Source organism: Nocardiopsis sediminis (assembly GCF_042650565.1).
GTDB lineage: Bacteria > Actinomycetota > Actinomycetes > Streptosporangiales > Streptosporangiaceae > Nocardiopsis_B > Nocardiopsis_B sediminis.
Genome location: NZ_JBHSBH010000003.1, coordinates 298,201 through 313,189, shown reverse-complemented (window position 1 = coordinate 313,189; position 14,989 = coordinate 298,201). Strand labels below are relative to the sequence as shown.

At 71.2% G+C, this 14,989-nt stretch carries 16 protein-coding genes; 2 read left to right on the top strand and 14 right to left on the bottom strand.

Annotated features, from left to right (window positions below; genetic code table 11):
* Positions 1 to 4: 4 nt before the first annotated feature.
* From ACFOVU_RS02805 to ACFOVU_RS02790, 4 genes are all read right to left on the bottom strand, one after another.
* The gene (locus ACFOVU_RS02805; protein WP_378529676.1) at positions 5 to 385 is read right to left on the bottom strand and encodes a hypothetical protein; all 381 of its coding nucleotides are present in this window, start codon (positions 383 to 385) and stop codon (positions 5 to 7) included.
* 306 nt (positions 386 to 691) lie between these two features.
* On the bottom strand, positions 692 to 886 hold the full coding sequence (locus ACFOVU_RS02800; RefSeq protein WP_378529675.1) for a hypothetical protein: 195 nt from the start codon (positions 884 to 886) through the stop codon (positions 692 to 694).
* Complete coding sequence (locus ACFOVU_RS02795; protein WP_378529674.1) at positions 883 to 1,323, bottom strand: ATP-binding protein; 441 nt, start codon at positions 1,321 to 1,323, stop codon at positions 883 to 885. The genes ACFOVU_RS02800 and ACFOVU_RS02795 overlap by 4 nt, the downstream gene beginning before the upstream one ends.
* Positions 1,320 to 1,610 carry a hypothetical protein gene (locus ACFOVU_RS02790; RefSeq protein WP_378529673.1) on the bottom strand — a complete coding sequence of 97 codons (291 nt, stop codon included), beginning with the start codon at positions 1,608 to 1,610 and terminating at the stop codon, positions 1,320 to 1,322. The genes ACFOVU_RS02795 and ACFOVU_RS02790 overlap by 4 nt, the downstream gene beginning before the upstream one ends.
* A 222-nt stretch (positions 1,611 to 1,832) precedes the next feature.
* On the opposite strand from ACFOVU_RS02790, the gene ACFOVU_RS02785 reads away from it, so the two are divergent.
* A complete protein-coding gene (locus tag ACFOVU_RS02785; RefSeq protein ID WP_378529672.1) occupies positions 1,833 to 2,684 on the top strand; it encodes a helix-turn-helix domain-containing protein in 852 nt (283 codons plus the stop codon).
* Between the two features lie 8 nt (positions 2,685 to 2,692).
* On the top strand, positions 2,693 to 2,884 hold the full coding sequence (locus ACFOVU_RS02780; protein WP_378529671.1) for a DUF397 domain-containing protein: 192 nt from the start codon (positions 2,693 to 2,695) through the stop codon (positions 2,882 to 2,884).
* Positions 2,885 to 2,945: 61 nt separating this feature from the next.
* On the opposite strand, the gene ACFOVU_RS02775 is transcribed toward ACFOVU_RS02780, so the two are convergent.
* The 10 genes from ACFOVU_RS02775 to glmU all read right to left on the bottom strand — a co-directional run bounded on the left by ACFOVU_RS02775 (position 2,946) and on the right by glmU (position 14,653).
* Positions 2,946 to 4,523, bottom strand: a complete 1,578-nt coding sequence (locus tag ACFOVU_RS02775; protein ID WP_378529670.1) for a glycoside hydrolase family 26 protein — start codon at positions 4,521 to 4,523, stop codon at positions 2,946 to 2,948.
* A 79-nt stretch (positions 4,524 to 4,602) separates the two neighbouring features.
* Positions 4,603 to 5,532 carry a sulfotransferase gene (locus ACFOVU_RS02770; protein WP_378529669.1) on the bottom strand — a complete coding sequence of 310 codons (930 nt, stop codon included), beginning with the start codon at positions 5,530 to 5,532 and terminating at the stop codon, positions 4,603 to 4,605.
* A gap of 146 nt (positions 5,533 to 5,678) precedes the next feature.
* Entirely contained in the window at positions 5,679 to 6,947 is a 1,269-nt protein-coding gene (gene cysN, locus ACFOVU_RS02765) for a sulfate adenylyltransferase subunit CysN (RefSeq protein WP_378529668.1), read from the bottom strand.
* 41 nt (positions 6,948 to 6,988) lie between these two features.
* Positions 6,989 to 7,921, bottom strand: coding sequence for a sulfate adenylyltransferase subunit CysD (gene cysD / locus ACFOVU_RS02760; RefSeq protein WP_378529667.1), 933 nt, complete (start codon positions 7,919 to 7,921; stop codon positions 6,989 to 6,991).
* Between the two features lie 61 nt (positions 7,922 to 7,982).
* Positions 7,983 to 8,774, bottom strand: coding sequence for a 3'(2'),5'-bisphosphate nucleotidase CysQ (locus ACFOVU_RS02755; RefSeq protein WP_378529666.1), 792 nt, complete (start codon positions 8,772 to 8,774; stop codon positions 7,983 to 7,985).
* A 5-nt stretch (positions 8,775 to 8,779) separates the two neighbouring features.
* Positions 8,780 to 10,264: a sugar transferase gene (locus ACFOVU_RS02750; RefSeq protein ID WP_378529665.1), complete on the bottom strand. Its 1,485-nt coding sequence runs from the start codon at positions 10,262 to 10,264 to the stop codon at positions 8,780 to 8,782.
* Between the two features lie 307 nt (positions 10,265 to 10,571).
* Entirely contained in the window at positions 10,572 to 11,264 is a 693-nt protein-coding gene (pth, locus tag ACFOVU_RS02745) for an aminoacyl-tRNA hydrolase (RefSeq protein ID WP_378529664.1), read from the bottom strand.
* 33 nt (positions 11,265 to 11,297) lie between these two features.
* On the bottom strand, positions 11,298 to 11,924 hold the full coding sequence (locus ACFOVU_RS02740) for a 50S ribosomal protein L25/general stress protein Ctc (RefSeq protein WP_378529663.1): 627 nt from the start codon (positions 11,922 to 11,924) through the stop codon (positions 11,298 to 11,300).
* A gap of 273 nt (positions 11,925 to 12,197) precedes the next feature.
* The gene (locus tag ACFOVU_RS02735; protein WP_378529662.1) at positions 12,198 to 13,169 is read right to left on the bottom strand and encodes a ribose-phosphate diphosphokinase; all 972 of its coding nucleotides are present in this window, start codon (positions 13,167 to 13,169) and stop codon (positions 12,198 to 12,200) included.
* Positions 13,170 to 13,192: 23 nt separating this feature from the next.
* Positions 13,193 to 14,653 carry a bifunctional UDP-N-acetylglucosamine diphosphorylase/glucosamine-1-phosphate N-acetyltransferase GlmU gene (gene glmU / locus ACFOVU_RS02730; protein WP_378529661.1) on the bottom strand — a complete coding sequence of 487 codons (1,461 nt, stop codon included), beginning with the start codon at positions 14,651 to 14,653 and terminating at the stop codon, positions 13,193 to 13,195.
* Between the last annotated feature and the right edge of the window lie 336 nt (positions 14,654 to 14,989).

Here is a 14,989-nt window from a genome sequence, read left to right as displayed (position 1 = left end):
CAGGTCAGGCGGCTGGGCGTACGCGGCGCAGGTGGGCGCGGGAGGCGGGGCGGGTGATCAGGAAGAGCACGAGCCCGGGCAGGAGCATCTGGGTGATTCCAGCGGGGTCTCCGCCCAGCAGGGTGAGCAGGCTCCACAGCAGCACGAGCCCGGTGTAGGCGTAGGTCGCCCACAGCACCCAGGTACCGCCGCGGGCCAGCAGTAGCCCCAGGGTGAGTGCGATCGCGCCTTGCCCGAGATAGGCGAAGAACCCGAGGTAGAGGGTCGTCTGGTCGGCGTCGGCGACGATCAGGACGAAGAACAGCATGAACGCGAGCCCGGCTGTGATGAACAGCAGCACCCGGGCGGTCTTGAGCTGGGTGGGCAGGGCGGGGGACGCGGACACAGTGAGGCTTCCTCAGATGGGGGATACGGGCAGCTTGGGGGGATGATTCGCAGTCATGACCGTAGCACCCAGGGTGGACATTCCATGGTGAGAGGGTGCGTGTGGGTCCGGGGGTGGACAGGTCAGGATATGAGGCTGATCGCCGTAATGCGAGTGCATTGCCCCGCCGTCACGGCCTCTTTCCGGCGTCACGTCGCCGGCCGGTCGAGTCCGTCAGCGCGAAACGCGCTGACGGACTCGACCGGGGTGCCGCGCTGGGGCTGAGAGGGGGAGATCCCGTGCCCTGGCGCGCGGCGGTCCTGGTGGTCAGGTGAGGACTGTTCCGCGGTAGAGCCATCTGCCCTGTTCGTTGGGGGCGTAGGTGGCGATGCCCTGGGTGTGGGGGCCGAGGAAGTCGGCCAGGGGTAGGTCGATGCCGCCGAGGTTGAAGTGGGCGACCAGGCGGGCGAGGTCGGTGCTGATGCGGGTGCCGTCGAGGGGGCCGTCGTGGAGTTCGATCACGCCGCCGCCCTCCACAGAGCCCAGACCGTGCGGTTGCCGTCGGGGTGGGTGTGGGTGCCCCAGTCGTCGGCGTAGGCGGCGACCAGGGCCAGGCCGCGGCCGTGTTCGCTGTCGGCGCCGGGGCGGGTGAGGCGGGGGCGCGTGCGGGCGCCCGGGAGCGGGCCGGCGTCGGCGACCTCGATGCGGGCGGTCTGGGCGGTGGCCTCGATGTAGAGGGTCAGGAACCCGCCCGGCAGGCCCGAGCTGGTGTGGGTCACCGCATTCGTCACCAGCTCGGAGGCGACGAGGCGGGCGTTGTAGAGGTAGGGGTGGCGCCGGCCGAGGTCGAGGGTGACGATGTCGCGGGCCACGGAGGCGGCCTCGGGCACGCCGTCGAGGCGGTGCACGCGGCGCAGGCCGGGGGCGCGGCGGGTGCGCGGGGAGATGGTCGCGTTCACCGGGCACCTCCGGTGGCGACGAGTTCGCGCAGGAGCGGGCTGAGTTCGGCCCGGAGGTCGTCCAGGCCGTCGCCGAAAGTCACGCCGACGTCCTTGGCGTGCCGGGGCGCCGGGGTCAGCACCGGGGGCTTGCGTTCGCCCGGGCACCGGTAGTCCGGCCGGGGCTCCAGGAAGGTCCGCGCGCAGCGCGGGCAGTTCCACCACCGCGCGAACGCGCAGCACCGGCAGTGCCGCCCGTGCGACTGCGGCACCCGCCACCGCGTGAGGAGCATCAACAGAAATCGCATGTGAACCCCTTCGGGTGAAGCCGGGAGGGGGAACCCGGCAGGTTCTCCAGTGATGCCATGGTTGCGCACAGCGACCAATAACGCAAGATGCGTTTTGGAAAGCATGCGACAATAACGATCGACAGCGATGGTCACATGCGATGGATGCGTCCAATGTCTGATAATTCGTCGCGGAGCGTAGGATCTGGCCAGCGAACGCTGCACAGGAGGAGCCTCGATCCGTTGGCCGCCAGTCCCACACTTCGACGCCGCCGACTCGCCCGGCAACTGCTTCGACTACGCGAAGAAGCCCGGATGACCGCGAAAGCCGCCGCCACACGCGCCAAGGAGCTGTCGCCGGACCGGCCGTGGTTCGAATCCAAGATCACGCGGATCGAGACGCAGAAGATCCTCAAAGTCCGCGATGCGGACGTTCAAACCCTGCTCGACGTCTACGGGGTCGACGATCCCGAACAGCGGGAGGCGTACCGCACACTCGCGCGCGACGCGACGAAGACCGGTTGGTGGATCGGCTATCGCGATGTCCTGGGAGCGGGAACGCTGGTGGACTTGGAGACCGAGGCCAGTCGCATCCGCACTGTTCAAGGGTTCTACATCCCCGGCCTTCTCCAAACGGAGTCGTACGCCCGCGCGGTCGTCCGCAGCGGAGGCTACTCCGAGGAGGAGGTGGCCAGGCGAGTTGAGGCCAGGATGATGCGGCAGCACATCCTTTCCCGGTCGGACGCGCCCCGTCTCTGGGCCATCATCGACGAGGCGGCTTTCTGGAAGATCCCTCCCGACCTGCTGGAAGAGCAGATCCGACACCTCATCGACGTCCAACGGCCGTCCCTGCGTATCCAGGTGATGCCGAACTCGGTCGGCCCTCACCCGGCGATGGACGGAAGTTTCGTCATTATCGACTTCGCAACGGACCCATCGGCGCTATATCTAGAACACCCGATGTCAACGCTGTTCCCCGAGGATCCTCGGGTGCTTGAGCATTTCGAGATGACCTACGACCATGTGCACGCATCGGCCATGTCGGTCGGGGACTCGCTGGCATGGATGCAATCGCTTCTGCAAACCCGTGAGTAGAGGACCACATGCCTGACTCTCCACTGACCTTCCGCAAGTCCAGCTACAGCAGCGCCTGGGGGCAGGACTGCGTCGAGGTCGCCGGTGGCCCGGATTTCTCCGCTGTGCGCGACAGTCAGCGCCCCGAAGCGGGCCACCTGCTGTTCTCCCGAAGCGAGTTCTCCGCCTTCCTGGAAGTGGCGAAGGCCGGCGAGCTCTGAGCGCCTGCCCCGCATCCCACGATGGCCCGGCGCGACGTCCGGGCCATCGGTGTGTGGGACGTCAGTTCTGCCCGCTGTGCTCCGCGCGGGCCCGGCGGGCGCGCTTCACCGCGTCGGCTATCGCCTCGCGGGCCGGGTCCGGGATGTTGACGTAAGGGTCACGACCCGCCTTGGCGAAGCCGCGGAGGGCGTGTTCGTCCTTCAGTACCCGGAAGTCGCAGGTCGGAGCCGTCGTGCCGTCCCACAGCTTGACCGCGCGGACGCGCTCGTATCCGCGCAGGGCCTCCGGGATGTCGGCGTACCACTGCGCGGTCGCGCGCGGGTCGTCGGCGATGGGGACGGTGCCCATCTCGCCGATCATCACCGGCTTTCCCGGGTCGATGCCGTGCTTCGGGCCCTCGTTCTGGATCCACCTGTACGCGGGCGCCATCGCCTCTTCGAACGACGCCACGTGGTCCCAGCCCGGCTGGAGCTCGCAGCCGGTCATGTTGTAGGCCTCCCACGAGATCCAGTCGACGTGGTCGTTGCCCGGCCACAGGGACGGCAGCCGGTCCAGGTTGCCCGGCCAGCCGGTCACGTTCCACACGAAGACCGCATTGTCGGCCCCGTTGCGCCGGTACAGGTCGACGATGTGCCGCCAGGCCCCCACGAACTCCTCCGGGGTGCCGCGCCGGTTGTAGCGCTTCTGGGCGTCGGCCTCGTGGTCGAAGGTGACGAACATCGGGGAGCCCAGGTCGGCGATCCCGCGGGCCTGTGCGGTGAGCGCGTCGTCGTACTCACCGGCGATGATGTCGCGGTAGTCCAGGTCCGGGCGGCCGCTGCGCTCGAACGCGCGGGCCTCGATGTTGGCGTGGATGAAGCGGCCCTCTGCGGCGAGCCGACGTTCCCGCTTGTTGGGAATGTTGGTCTGGTCGACGCCGTGCCAGGTGTAGACGATGTCCATGGGCCGTCCGGCCGCCTCCTCCAGCGGGGCGGGGTCGTTCTGCCACGGGCTGGCCCCCCACCACACGCCGCAGGTGGGCTCCAGGATGCGGCTGACCTCGCAGTCGGCCCCGCCGGGTCCCGATCCCGGGCCGGCCGGTGCGGGATCGTCGGGTGGGGAGGGCGACGAGGCCGGTCCTCCGGACGGGCCGGCGTCCGGCTCCGGCTCTTGTTCCTCGTTCTGCTCCTGGTCCTGCCCTTCCTCCTGCTCCGGTGCCAGCCCGGGGAACCACTCCGAAAGCCACTCCGCCAGGTCAGGGCGGCCGGAGGATCCGGTCTCCTCCTCCCCCGGCGGGGACTCCTCGGCGCCGACTGCGGCGTCGGTGTGGGGGGCGCCCTGGCCGGGTTCCGGCTCCGGGGCTCCCGAGGGCTCCGGCGCCCCGCCCTCCGCGGGCGGAGACGACACGTCCCCCGGCGCCCCGGCCGGGGACGATGACCCTGGCTCCGGGTCCTCCGGGCCCGCGGGTGCCGCCCCCTCCTCGCCGATGGCGTCGCGGACCGCCGGTACGGCGGTGGCCACGGCCACCGCCAGCGCCACCAGCACCCCGGCCGCCCGGATCGTCCGGCGCCGTGCGGCGCGGCGCCCGGCGATCCGGGACGTCGCACCGCCTCTCACCTCGGTCGGTTCGCCGTGCCTGGCCCGATACTGTTCACCCATGCCCCATTAGCTACCAGATGAAGCTATTCAGTTACTCTAAGTAATGTGTATCGGCGCGTCGCGTTACCACCTATTGGCCTTAGTAGCCGAACCGCCACCGGGTCGGCAGGGTGATCGCCGAGACCACCGCCCGGTCCCCCGGCGCCAGCCCGGCCCGCCAAGCCGTGTCGGCGCGGACCCGCACCGGCCCCGTCGTGAACCGCATGGGGTTGCCCGACACCGTATGCGTCGGCGACAGGTGGACCGCGCCGTCGGGGCCGAACGGCCCCGGCCCCGCCCCACTATGGCCCGCGAACTCCGCGATGCCGCTGAACGCCGCCGCCGGGTCGGCCGCGAAGTCCTCGTAGCGGACCCGGAGCGTCTCCGTACCCGTTCGGCGCAGCGCCGCCAGCACCGCGTTCTGGGCGGTCCACTGCACCGCGGCGCGGGCCGGCGAGTAGCGCGCCATCTCCTGCTCGGGACTGGTGGCCGTGGCGTCGGGCCGGGGGATCCGCTTCCCCCACGCGTAGGCGACCGCCCGGGGGTCGCGCACCACGTGGAGCAGGCGCAGGCGCGGACCGTAGCGGTGCCGCAGGCACACCGCCAGCGACGCGTGCTTGCTGGCGTCGACCACGACCCGGCAGCCGCTGACGCGCGCGATGGCGGTGTAGAGGCGGTCGTAGAGCGCGGTGTAGGCGTCGAGGCGATCAGCGAGGGCGGCCGGCGGACGCCCACCCAGCAGCCGCGGGACGAACCGCGTGCGGTCGACGGCGTCCTTCAGCGCGAGGACAGCGCGGGGGTCGACCCGGTCCCAGCCGCCGAACGCCGACTCCCCGACCTCGCCCCAGAACCCGCACGCGCGAAACGGCACCCCGCAGCCGCAGGGCTCGTCGTCGACCAGCGCGCGCCGCCACATGTGCACGACCTCGCCGACCGAGCACACCCCCGGCAGCTCGCCGAGCAGGCGCTCGATGAGCGTCGAACCGGACCGGCCGATGCCGCCGACGAAGAGCAGCCGAAAGTCGTCCACGACGACTCACGCTAATACAGCCGGTGACGAAATCCCTGCTCGGCGCGTCCGAAATCCCGCGCGCCGTCACCCACCGCAGCGACCGTGCGCCGCCCGGAGCCCGCGGACCGGGCCCGGACGGCGCACGGCGGCGCACACCAGGGTGCTCAGTCGGCGCTGACGATCATCCCCGCGCCGACGGTGGCGTTGGTGCTCTCGTCGATGAGGATGAAGCCCCCGGTGAGGCGGTTGCGCTTGTACTCGTCGGCGAACAGCGGCTGGGTTGACCGCAGCGATACGCGGCCGATCTCGTTCAGCGACAGGTCGGCGGCGTCCTCGTCGCGGTGCAGGGTGTTGACGTCGATCCGGTACATCAGGTCGCGCACCAGCACCTTGGCCGTGCGCGTGGTGTGCTTGAGGATCAGCTTGGACCGGGGGGTCAGCCGCCGGCTCTCCGACATCCAGCAGACCATCGCGTCGATGTCCTGCGAGACCGTCGGCCGGTTGTTGGGCCGGCAGATCATGTCGCCCCGCGAGATGTCGATGTCGTCCTCCAGCAGCAGCGTGACCGACATGGGCGGGAACGCCTCGCCGACCTCGCCGTCGGCGGTGACGATGCGCGCGATCCGCGTGGTCAGCCCGGAGGGCAGGTGCACGACCTCGTCGCCCGGCTTCAGGACGCCCCCGGCGACCTGGCCGGCGTAGCCGCGGTAGTCGTGCAGATCGGGGTCGTCGGCGCGGTGCGGGCGCACCACGTACTGCACCGGGAACCGCACGTCGATGAGGTTGCGGTCGGAGGCGATGTGCACGTTCTCCAGGTGGTGCAGCAGCGACGGCCCCTCGTACCAGGGCATGTTCAGCGACCGGTCGACCACGTTGTCCCCGTGCAGCGCCGAGATGGGGATGAACGTGAGGTCGGCGACGTCGAGCTTGGTGGCGAACGCCGAGAACTCCCGCTGGATCTCCTCGAACCGCTCCTGGGAGTAGTCGACGAGGTCCATCTTGTTCACGGCCAGCACCAGGTGCGGCACCTGGAGGAGCGTGGTCAGGAACGCGTGCCGGCGGCTCTGCTCCTGGAGCCCCTTGCGCGCGTCGACCAGGATGATCGCCAGGTCCGACGTCGAGGCGCCGGTGACCATGTTGCGCGTGTACTGGATGTGTCCGGGGGTGTCGGCGATGATGAAGGTCCGGCGCGGCGTGGCGAAGTAGCGGTAGGCCACGTCGATGGTGATGCCCTGCTCGCGCTCGGCGCGCAGGCCGTCGGTGAGCAGCGCCAGGTTGGTCTGCTCCTCGCCGCGTCCGCGGCTGGTGCGCTCGACGGCGTCGAGCTGGTCCTCGAAGATCGATTTGGAGTCGAAGAGCAGGCGGCCGATCAGGGTGCTCTTGCCGTCGTCGACGGAGCCGGCCGTGGCGAACCGCAGGATGTCAGTACTCATGTCACGCGTTCCAAAGTCTCAGGGGTCGTCCCGCGGCCTGCTTAGAAGTAGCCCTCGCGCTTGCGGTCCTCCATGGCGGCCTCGCTGGTGCGGTCGTCGGCGCGGGTCTCGCCCCGCTCGGTGATCCGCGTGGCCGCGATCTCGGCCATGATCTCGTGCAGCTCCACGGCCGAGGAGCGCACGGCGCCGGTGCAGGTCATGTCGCCGACCGTGCGGTAGCGGACGGTGGCCTCGAAGAGCGGTTCGTCGTCGGCGCGGGTGACGAAGTCGCTGTCGGAGAGCAGGATGCCGTCGCGCTCGAAGACCCGCCGCTGGTGGGAGTGGTAGATCGAGGGCAGCTCCAGGCCCTCGCGGGCGATGTAGCCCCACACGTCCAGCTCGGTCCAGTTGGAGATCGGGAACACCCTGATGTGCTCGCCCATGTTCGTGCGGGTGTTGAAGACGTTCCACAGCTCGGGGCGCTGGGCCTTGGGGTCCCACTGGCCGAACTCGTCGCGGAAGGAGAACACGCGCTCCTTGGCGCGGGCCTTCTCCTCGTCGCGGCGGGCCCCGCCGAAGGCGGCGTCGAACCGGTGGTCCTCGATGGCCTCCAGCAGGGCGGCGGTCTGGAGGCGGTTGCGGCTGGCCCAGCGGCCGGTGGGCTCGGTGACCTTGCCGGCGTCGATCTGCTCCTGCACGGAGGCGACGATCAGCTCGACGCCGGCCTCGGCCACGCGGCGGTCGCGGAAGTCCATGACCTCGGGGAAGTTGTGCCCGGTGTCGACGTGCATGACCGGGAAGGGGACGCGCCCCGGCCAGAACGCCTTCTCGGCGAGGCGCAGCATGACGATGGAGTCCTTGCCGCCCGAGAAGAGCAGCACCGGCCGCTCGAACTCGGCGGCCACCTCGCGCATGATGAAGATCGCTTCGGCCTCTAAGTGGTCCAGCTGCGACAGCCGGTACCTCCCGAGCGCCGTACCTCCGGCCTGACTCATGAACCCGCCTCACGATCATGGGCCGCATCGCGCCGCACGGCCGCTCCGTCGTGCCCGACGGTCAGCCGCCCACGTGTGGGCCCGTGCCATCCCGATCCGTGACATCACGGATGCTCGCCAACAACGTACCCGACAATTCCGGTCGGCATACAAGGATATCGGGCAGTGACGGATCGGCTCCGTTGTAGGTCGGGATACTGCCGTCGATGCGGGAAGCGTGCAGGCCGGCGGCGCGCGCGACCGCGACCGGGGCGGCGTTGTCCCACTCGTACTGGCCGCCCGCGTGCACGTAGATGTCGGCGATGCCGAGCAGCACGGCGCAGATCTTCGCGCCCGCCGAGCCCATGGGGACGACCTCGGCCCCGAGCTGGTTGGCCAGGCGCTGCACGAAGTCCGGCGGCCGGGTGCGGCTGGTGGTGATGCGCAGCCGCTGGTCGGCGGGGCGCTCATCGGGCAGCCACGGGGGGTCGACGGTCGACAGGGTGCTGCCCTGGGCGGGCAGCGCCACCGCACCGGCGACGAGGTCGCCGTTCTCCCACAGCGCGACGTGCACGGCCCAGTCGGTCCGCCCGGCCTCGGCGAACTCGCGGGTGCCGTCGAGCGGGTCGATGATCCACACTCTCCGCGCGCTCAGCCGCGCCTTGTCGTCGATGCCCTCCTCGGAGAGGACGGCGTCGCTGGGGCGCAGCCGCCCCAGCGCGGAGAACAGGAACTCGTGCGACGTCCGGTCCCCCAGGGTGCGCAGCACCTCGGGCTCGTCGAACCCGTGGCGCGCCCGGAGGCGGAGCAACTGCTGTCCCGCCTCGGTCGCGAGATCGCGCGCCACTTCATGATCGTTTCGGATACTGCTCACCGGCCTCAGTATGCTCCCGCTCCACGGATCACCGCTGACCATGTCTTCCACAGGATCTGGACGTCCAAGGTCAGCGACCAGTTTTCCACGTACCTCAGGTCCAGGCGGACGGACTCCTCCCACGAGAGGTCGGAGCGCCCGCTGACCTGCCACAGCCCCGTCATACCCGGTTTCACCACCAGTCTGCGCCGGACGTCGCGGCCATAGCGCGCGACTTCGTCGGGCAGCGGCGGCCGCGGGCCCACCAGCGACATCTCACCCCGGAGGACGTTGACGAGCTGCGGCAGCTCGTCGAGGGAGTACCGGCGCAGCCATCCCCCGACCGGGGTGATCCGGGGGTCGGCGCGCATCTTGAACAGCACACCGCAGTGGTGGTCGTCCGCAGGGCGCAGCGCCGTCTTCAGCGCCTCCGCCCCGACCACCATGGTACGGAATTTGTACAGCTCGAACTCGGTTCCGTCCTTTCCCACCCGGGTCTGGCGGAACAGCGCCGGGCCGCCGTCGCCGCCGCGGATGAGCAGCGCCAGCGCAAGGAACAGCGGAGCGAGCAGCAGCAGCGCCGTGCCCGCCGCCGCCCGGTCCACGAGCCCCTTCACCACCCGGCGCAGGCCGGCGAGCTCGGGGTGCTCCACGTGCAGCAGCGGCAGCCCCGCGACCGCCCGGATCGTGGTCCGCGGGCCCGCCACGTCCAGCAGCGCCGGGGCGACGGTCAGGTCCGTTCCGCTTTTCTCCAGCCGCCAGGCCAGCCGGCGCAGCTCCGCCCCGTCCATCTCCGGGCAGGACAGCACCGCGACCGTGTCGGCGCCCGCCAGCGCCGCGGCGTCGGCGGCCCCGGCGAAGTCGCCCAGCACCGGGCAGCCGTCGACCCGCTCCCCCGCGGTGCTCCACTGGTGCGCCGGCAGGCACACCCCGATGACCCGCATCCCGTGGTAGGGCTCCCCGCGGAACTGGCGGATCAGGTCGCGCGCGCTCTCCCGGTGGCCGACCACGACCACCCCGCGCATGCACTCCCCCAGGCTGCGGCGGCGGTGCAGCCGCTTGCGCCAGGCGTAGCGCAGGGCCAGGCTGAGGACGATCATCGTGGGCAGTGCGACGAGCACGTAGCCGCGCGCGACGTCGGTCCGGGTCGCGTAGGCCGAGATCGTGACCGCGGCGATCAGGACCACGCCCGCGGCCGCCACCCGGCGGAACTCCTCGGTGCCCACGCCGATGAACCGGCGCCCGTAGCCGCCCGCCACCGCGATGAACAGCACCCACAGCACGGGCAGCGCCGCGGAGAGCACCAGGTAGGGCAGGACGACTTGAGCGTCCAGGCCGGGGAACCGCGCTTCCAGAGCGAGCAGGCCCGCCACGGCGGCGGCCCCGGTGTCGAGCCCGACCACGGCCCGCCCGTAGGCCCGTACCCACCCCGGCGTGGCGCCGGCGCCGTTCCGGGCACCGGCCCCGGCTACGGCCTCGCTCCCGGCCCCGGCCCTGCCTAAGACGGCCATGAACCCCCACCCATCGGCGTCCGGGCGCCCCCGCCCGGCGACCGCATCGGGGCGCCGCCGCCGGGCAAGCGGGCATGACGGCACACGGGCACGGCGCGGCACCGGTTCGGCCAAAGGGGTCATGGGACGCGGAATGCGAACTGACGACGTCACAGTAACCAAAAGGATCCGTTTCGTCGCGTGACGTCACGGCCCGTAGCGAGAAAAAGCCCGACATTGCGGCGGGTCCGGGGGGACGCACCGCGGCGAACCCCATCGAATCGGGCATGCGGGGGTGCGAGGGTCCGCCTCTCAGGCCGGTGACCTGCTACTGCGCGGTGTGGTAGATGTTCTGCGCCCGGTCCAGGCCATCGGAGAGGACGGTCTCGACGGCGTCGGCGGCGCGCTCGATGTTGAGGTCGAGCTCCTTGCGCTCGACCGAGGAGAAGTCCTTTAGCACGTACGCCGCGGCGTCCATACGGCCCGGCGGGCGGCCGATGCCCACGCGCACGCGCAGGTAGTCGGGGGCCGTGAGCGACGACGTGATCGACCGCAGGCCGTTGTGGCCGCCGGCCCCGCCGCCGCGCTTGAGCCGCAGCGCGCCGTAGGGGATGTCCAGTTCGTCGTGGACGACGAGGATGCGGTCCATCGGCACCTTGTAGAACCCGGCCAGGCCGGCCACCGGCCCGCCCGACAGGTTCATGTAGGTGCGCGGCTTGGCCAGCACGACGGGGACGCCGTCGAACCTGGCCTCGGCGACCTCGGCGCGGGTCTTGTGCGCCTTCCAGCGCTCGCCGCGGCGCGCGGCCAGCGCCTCGACCACCATGAAGCCGATGTTGTGGCGGTTGCCGGCGTAGCCCGGCCCGGGGTTGCCCAGGCCCACCACGAGCCACCGCTGCGCGCCCTCGGAGGCCACGTCCTCGCTCCCGTCGTCACCGGGTTCCGGCGCGGCGCCGGGTCCCCGGACACCTGAAAACACGGACGCGCGGCCTCCCAGCCAGCGCTTGAGGAGACCACGCATCGGTGCACCGGATCCGTTCGTATCAGCGACCGGTCACTCGGACTCTTCGGCCGCGGCCTCGGCGGCCTCGGCGCCCGCCTCTTCCTCGGCGGCACCTTCGGCGGCCTCTTCCTCGACCTCGGCGCGCGGGGCGGAGACGATGAGGACGATGGACTCGGGGTCGGTCACCAGGGCGGTGCCCGACGGCAGCTTCAGGTCGCCGGCGGTGACCTGGGCGCCGGCCTCGAGGCCCTCGACGCTGAACTCCACACCCTCGGGAATGTGGGTGGCCTCGGTCTCGACCTCGACCTGGACCAGCTCCTGGTTGAGGACGCCGCCCGAGGCGACGTCGCCGGCCAGGGTCACCGGGATCTCCACGGTGACCTTCTCGCCCTTCTTGACCACGAGCAGGTCGACGTGCTCGAGGAAGCCCTTGATGGCGTCGCGCTGGACGCTCTTGGGCAGCGCGAGGTTGTCGGCGCCGCCGATGCCGTCGACCCGCAGCAGCACGTTGGGGGTCTTCAGGGCCAGCATGAGGTCATGGCCCGGAAGCGTGATGTGGCGAGGCTCGGTGCCGTGGCCGTAGAGGACGGCCGGCACCTTACCCGCGCGGCGGGCGCGCCGTGCGGCGCCCTTGCCGAATTCCGTGCGCGGCTCGGCAGCGATGCGTACCTCGGACACGACAAAACTCCTCGGGATCATCCCCGCAGAACGGGGAACACGACTTCTACGAAACGCTCCCGCATGGACGGGAAAAGCAACGGTGCGGAACCACCCGCGAGGCGGGGAATACACGACCGCGCCGGGCCCGGGCCGCGCCCACCGCCTCGGGGGGAGGCGACGCAGGCACGCGATCCCGCGGACACGGGGACACCCGATCAAGTCTACTGGCTCCGCCGACGACTCACGACATACGCGCGGGGCAGGGGCCGCACGCCCCCGCCCCGCCGGGGCTCACTGCTCGAAGAGGCTGGTGACCGAGCCGTCGCTGAAGACCTCGCTGATGGCGCGGGCCACCAAGGGGGCGATGGACAGCTGGGTGAGCTTGTCGAAGTCGCGCTCCGCGGGAATGGGGAGGGAGTTGGTGATGACGACCTCGGAGATCCGGGAGTTCTGCAACCGCTCGGCCGCCGGCCCGGAGAGCACCCCGTGCGTGGCCGCCGCGATCACGTCGCTGGCCCCCTGGTCGAACAGGGCGTCGGCCGCCTTCACGATCGTGCCCCCGGTGTCGATCATGTCGTCGACCAGGATGCAGGTGCGGCCTTCGACGTCACCGACGACCTCGTGCACCTTGACCTCGTTGGCGACATCGGGGTCGCGCCGCTTGTGGATGATCGCCAGCGGCGCCCCCAGGCGGTCGGCCCACCGGTCGGCGGTGCGCACGCGCCCGGCGTCGGGCGATACCACCGTGAACTGCTCGCCGGCGACCCGGGAGCGCACGTAGTCGGCCAGCAGCGGGAGCGCGAACAGGTGGTCGACCGGGCCGTCGAAGAACCCCTGGATCTGGTCGGTGTGCAGGTCGACCGCCATGAGGCGGTTGGCCCCCGCGGTACCGAAGAGGTCGGTCATCAGCCGCGCCGAGATCGGCTCGCGGCCCCGGTGCTTCTTGTCCTGGCGGGCATAGGCCAGGAACGGGGTCACCACGGTGATGCGCTTCGCGGACGCTCTCTTGAGCGCGTCCACCATGATCAGCTGCTCCATGACCGACTCGTTGATCGGGCTGGAGTGGCATTGCAGCACGAACGCGTCGCATCCGCGGACGGACTCCAGGTAGCGCACGAAGATCTCGCCGTTGGCGAAGTCCTGGAACCTCGTCGGCGCCACGTCGATCCCCAGCTGTTCGGCCACTTCCTTGGCCAGCTCCGGGTGGGTACGCCCGGAGAAGAGCATGAGCTTCTTCTGACCCGCGGCCTTCATGCCGGTCACTTTCAGATCCCCCACAGACACAGTCATTCGCCTTGCTGCCGCTGTTCGCCCCGGGAGGCCCGCTCGGCGGCCTCGGCCGCGGGGGTTCCGGGGCGCTTACGCTCGACCCACCCGTCGATGTTGCGCTGGCCGACCGCTGGGACCGCCAGCGCACCGGGTGGGACGTCTTCGCGGACCACGGTTCCGGCGCCGGTGTAGGCGCCGTCGCCGACGTTCACGGGCGCGACGAACATGTTGTCGCTGCCGGTGCGGGCGTGGTCTCCGATGGTGGTGCGGCTCTTGGTGACGCCGTCGTAGTTGACGAACACCGACGACGCGCCGATGTTGACGCCGACGCCGATGTCGGCGTCGCCGACGTAGGTCAGATGGGGAACCTTGGTGCCCTCGCCGAGGGTGGAGTTCTTCACCTCGACGAATGTGCCGATCTTGACGCGCTCGCCCAGCACCGCGCCGGGGCGCAGGTAGGCGTAGGGGCCGACGGTGGCGCCGGGGCCGATCTCGGCCTCCGTGGCGACCACGTGGCGCACGACGGCGTCGTCGCCCACCGTGGTGTCGCGCAGCAGCGCACCGGGGCCGACGTGGGCGCCCTCCCCGATGGCGGTGCCCCCCTGGAGCTGGGTCTGGGGTTCGATGACGGCGTCGCGGCCGATCCGGACGTCGGCGTCGACCCAGGTGGTGGCGGGGTCGACCACGGTGACGCCCTCGCGCATGTGCACGGTGAGCAGCCGGTCGTTGAGCAGGCGGCGGGCCTCGGCGAGCTGCACGCGGTCGTTGACGCCCTGGATCTCGACCCAGTCGCCGGCGAGCGCGGCGTCGACCCGGTGGCCGTCGCCGCGCAGGATCGCCACGGCGTCGGTGATGTACTCCTCGCCCTTGGCGTTGTCGGTGGACAGCCGGGTGACGACGTCGGCCAGCAGGGCGCCGTCGAAGGCGTACATGCCGGAGTTGATCTCGTCGACCGCCCGCTGGTCCTCGGTGGCGTCGGCGTGCTCGACGATCGCGGTGAACGCGCCGGAGGCGTCGCGGACGACCCTGCCGTAGCCAGTGGGGTCGGGCACCCGGGCCGACAGCACCGTGACGGCGTTGCCCGCGGACTCGTGCGCGGCGATCAGCCCGGTCAGGGTCTCGCCGCGCAGCAGCGGGGTGTCGCCGTAGGTGAGCAGGACGGTCCCCGACAGGGCGACGCCCTGGGCCTGCAACTCCTCGACCGCCATGCGCACGGCGTGGCCGGTGCCGTTCTGCCGGTCCTGGAGCGCGGTGGTGACACCGGGAGCGGTGTCCTTGAGGTGCGACGTCACCTGTTCGCGGCCGTGCCCGACCACGACGACGGTGCGTTCGGGGCCGGACTCGGCGGCGGCGGCGAGGACGTGGCCCAGCATGCTGCGGCCGCAGATCTCGTGCAGGACCTTGGGACGCCGGGACTTCATTCGGGTGCCCTCGCCCGCTGCGAGGACGATGACGGCAGCCGGGCGGCTCACGCTCACGGGCGGAGACTCCTCATGTCGCTGGCGGATGACTGTACGCATAGACAAGGTTGTGTGCTCGCGCCGGCGCGGTGCGGGCCACGGAACGGGCCCGTGCACGGCGCGGCGCAGGGCGTCGAGGGCAGGCGCGGACGTCGCCTCCCGGCGCCGACATGGGAAGGATACATGTGCCTATCCCGGACGGACGGCGCGGTCGTGCACGTGGCGGGGGTCGCCGTGGATATCGGGGAAAGCGCGGGGAAACCGGGCGCCGGGGCGGCGGGCGCGGCGCGCCGGAACGGGCCGCGCGGGAAGGCCGGGGCCGGCCCGTCGACGGGTGCGGCGGAGGGTGTGCCG

Coding starts and splice junctions, on each gene's coding strand:
- ACFOVU_RS02790 (WP_378529673.1), bottom strand. CDS start 1,610: ATGCGATTTCTGTTGATGCTCCTCACGCGGTGGCGGGTGCCGCAGTCG.
- ACFOVU_RS02780 (WP_378529671.1), top strand. CDS start 2,693: ATGCCTGACTCTCCACTGACCTTCCGCAAGTCCAGCTACAGCAGCGCC.
- ACFOVU_RS02775 (WP_378529670.1), bottom strand. CDS start 4,523: ATGGGTGAACAGTATCGGGCCAGGCACGGCGAACCGACCGAGGTGAGA.
- cysN (WP_378529668.1), bottom strand. CDS start 6,947: ATGAGTACTGACATCCTGCGGTTCGCCACGGCCGGCTCCGTCGACGAC.
- cysD (WP_378529667.1), bottom strand. CDS start 7,921: ATGAGTCAGGCCGGAGGTACGGCGCTCGGGAGGTACCGGCTGTCGCAG.
- ACFOVU_RS02750 (WP_378529665.1), bottom strand. CDS start 10,264: ATGGCCGTCTTAGGCAGGGCCGGGGCCGGGAGCGAGGCCGTAGCCGGG.
- pth (WP_378529664.1), bottom strand. CDS start 11,264: ATGCGTGGTCTCCTCAAGCGCTGGCTGGGAGGCCGCGCGTCCGTGTTT.